General features: G+C 43.7%; 2 protein-coding genes. One reads left to right on the top strand and one right to left on the bottom strand.

Going from position 1 to position 3,127, the window contains the following annotated elements:
* Positions 1 to 324 precede the first annotated feature (324 nt).
* A complete protein-coding gene (locus IQ229_RS20700) occupies positions 325 to 1,287 on the top strand; it encodes an orange carotenoid protein N-terminal domain-containing protein (protein WP_194046943.1) in 963 nt (320 codons plus the stop codon).
* A 292-nt stretch (positions 1,288 to 1,579) separates the two neighbouring features.
* On the opposite strand, the gene IQ229_RS20695 is transcribed toward IQ229_RS20700, so the two are convergent.
* Positions 1,580 to 2,890, bottom strand: coding sequence for an alkaline phosphatase PhoX (locus IQ229_RS20695; protein WP_194046941.1), 1,311 nt, complete (start codon positions 2,888 to 2,890; stop codon positions 1,580 to 1,582).
* Positions 2,891 to 3,127 lie beyond the last annotated feature (237 nt).

The following is a 3,127-nucleotide window of genomic DNA, read 5'->3' as shown; positions in this document are numbered from 1 at the left end:
CTGAGAAAGTATTGCTTATTTGTAACGAACTTGTTATGTTTCTTTACATAAAGATACAAAACAGCATCAATGCGTTAAACCACCGTTAATTAAGGCTTTCTAAATAACTATGCAGTTGAGCCTGCAATATGCTTTGCCAAGTATCTAAACTCAACGGCAACGTATCACTATACCTTTTTTAGAACTATGTCTACAACAGGCTGTTTAATGATGCCAAAACTACTGGGTGCCTTTATTAACACTTAAACGCATTTTCCCTCTGTTTTTGCACATTTGATTTTTCACATTCGGTAGAACTGTAATTTTCTTTTTGGAATTTCTGCTATGTCTTTTACCATCCAGTCGGCTCAAAGTATTTTTCCCGGCACCCTAGTTGCTGACCTTGTTCCAACCGTTGTCGAATCATTCTCTAAGCTCAATGCTGAAGATCAACTAGCATTACTTTGGTTTGCTTATACCGAGATGGGTAGAAGTATTACAGTTGCGGCTCCTGGGGCAGCAAACATGATCCTTGCACAAGGCTTACTCGAACAAATTAAGCAGATGCCTTTTGAGGCTCAAACGCAAGTCATGTACGATTTGGCTAACCGTGCTGACACTCCTCTGTGCCGTTCTTATGCATCCTTCACGGTGAACATCAAGTTGGGCTTTTGGTATCAGTTAGGAGAATGGATGGCTCAGGGAATTGTTGCTCCAATCCCACCAGGTTACAAGCTTTCTTCTAAAGCTGCTGATGTGTTACAAGCCATCCGCAATGCAGATTCAGGTCAACAAATTACCATCCTACGCAATACCGTAATTAGCATGGGATTTGACCCGAATGCTCCTGGTAGTTATAAAAAAGTTTCAGAGCCGGTAGCTCCTCCCACTGCACCAGCTTTTCGGACTAAAGTCACCATCGAGGGCGTCAACAATCCTACAGTACTTGGCTATATCAACAACATGAATGCCAATGACTTTGATGCTGCGGTTTCTCTGTTTCGTTCCGAAGGTGCTTTGCAACCTCCCTTTGAAAGACCAATTGTTGGTCAAGACGCAATTCGTGCTTATATGCGTGAAGAATGCCAGGGATTAAAGATGCTCCCAGAGCGCGGCGTATCTGAGCCAGTGGAAGATGGCTATACCCAAGTTAAAGTTACGGGCAAAGTCCAAACCCCTTGGTTCGGAGCCAGCGTGGGCATGAATATTGCATGGCGGTTTTTGCTAGATCCCCAAGGCAAAATATTCTTTGTAGCGATTGACTTGCTGGCTTCTCCAAAAGAACTGCTGAACCTAGTACGTAAATAGAGGGCTAGATTAGTTGCTGCTTAAGCGTGGGTGAGTGAAAGAGCGTAGGTATAGCCCGTCGCAGACATCCCCACGCTTAAGTACAAGAAGGTTCTATATCCCAATATACTCAGCAAATAGCAATTCTTGCAGAGTTGACTTCAGGCGGTACTCTCAAGGTGTAAATGAACAGACTTGGGGAGGGCAATTGTCTTCCCCTCCCCAAGTCTCTTTACTAACGGCAATTCAACGATATAGTAGCGATCCCTGCGGCGGGCTACGCCTACGCTGAGATTGATATTACAACTTGATATCAGTCTCTATGATTTGTCCAAGGGCCCCAAACTGCGAAAGTAATACCAGGTGTTTGGATGTTGACAAACAAAGTCTTACCATCAGGTGAGAAGCAAGCACCAGCAAACTCCCTGTCATTGATAGCATTACGGGCGAATTGATAGAGTTCACCCTTTGGAGTAACACCTACTAAGAATTGCTGGTCATCTCCATCTTCACAAAGGATGAGATCGCCATAGGGTGAGACAACTATGTTATCAGGATTTTCGAGTTCGGCAGCAGATGTAGACTCTACAAACAGTTCAATTGTCTCTTTAGCGGGAATATAGCGCCAGACTTGACCAAGCTCTAAAGCACCACCACTTGTGCAGCAAAAGTAAAATTCATCGTTACCGTACCAAATACCTTCCCCACGAGCAAACTGAGCTGCTCCTTTTGCAAAGCCTTCTTCTCGTAAAGTATCTTCAGGCGGATTGGGATTAGTAATCGTCACCCATTCTACTTTCATAGGTTTGCGCTTGGGGAAACCAGCAAAGGTTTTTGCTCCAGGCATATCTTTTATTTTTAAAGCTTGAAGGGTTCCTCCTGCTTTTAAATTGCCACGTTCTTTTGGGATAAAACGGTAGAAGAGACTATCTCCCCGGTCTTCTGTCTCATAGACAATTCCAGTTCTGGGGTCTACGGCAACAGCTTCATGGTTAAATCTTCCCATAGCTATTAAAGGCTCAGGCTGCACAGGAGTAGTGGTACTGGCTGGAACTTCAAAATTATAACCGTGGGAAGTTGAGACATTATTGGCGGGATCTTTTGGGTCATTTGTAGCCACAGTGGAGGTGTTTTCTTCACAGGTAATCCATGAACCCCAAGGAGTTAGTCCACCTGCACAGTTACGATAGGTTCCACTTAGGGAAGTAAAGTGTTTAATTAACTGACGATTAGGCCCAACAACTAAGTTTGTTGTACCACCTTTACAAAGTGGATCGTAGGGTCTTGGCCCGATAACTTGTGTATCTGAATCAGGGCTAAGTTCGTGATTGCGAACCAGAAGAACTGTGTTTCTGGGGCCGCGAAAAGCCGCCATGCCATCATGACCGCCAGGCACTAAATTGCCATCGCTCATGAGTTCACCTGTCAGAGAAAAAGTTCGATACTGAAATCCGGCTGGTAAATCTAATAAGCCATTAGGATCTGGTACAAGTGGCCCATATCCTTTACCAAATCTTCGACTAAAGGCTTGTCTAGCAAGAAGACCTTCCATAGGAGACACCATCAAGGTTCCGACAGCGGTAGTACCTGCTATGGCAAAGAATTTACGTCTTGAGAATGTCATAAGGATGGTTCAATTAATTATATAATAAATGCTGAATAAAAAATATTTGATTTTGATTAATTTTAGGTAATGCTTTATTTAAGTTAGGGTTAGTTAATAAAAAATGAATTTATATAGGGAGCATCCACTTTTGGAAGAAACACCGGGCGATTGGAAATCGCGGCTACACAAACGAAGTCCGCCTACGCGGACTCTCTGAAACCCGCGCAGGCGGGTTTAGTTTGTATAGCCCCAAAC

Source organism: Nostoc cf. edaphicum LEGE 07299, assembly GCF_015207245.1.
Classification (GTDB): domain Bacteria; phylum Cyanobacteriota; class Cyanobacteriia; order Cyanobacteriales; family Nostocaceae; genus Nostoc; species Nostoc edaphicum_B.
The sequence above is the reverse complement of the archived record's forward strand: the minus strand, read 5'-3'. Positions and strand labels throughout refer to the sequence as shown.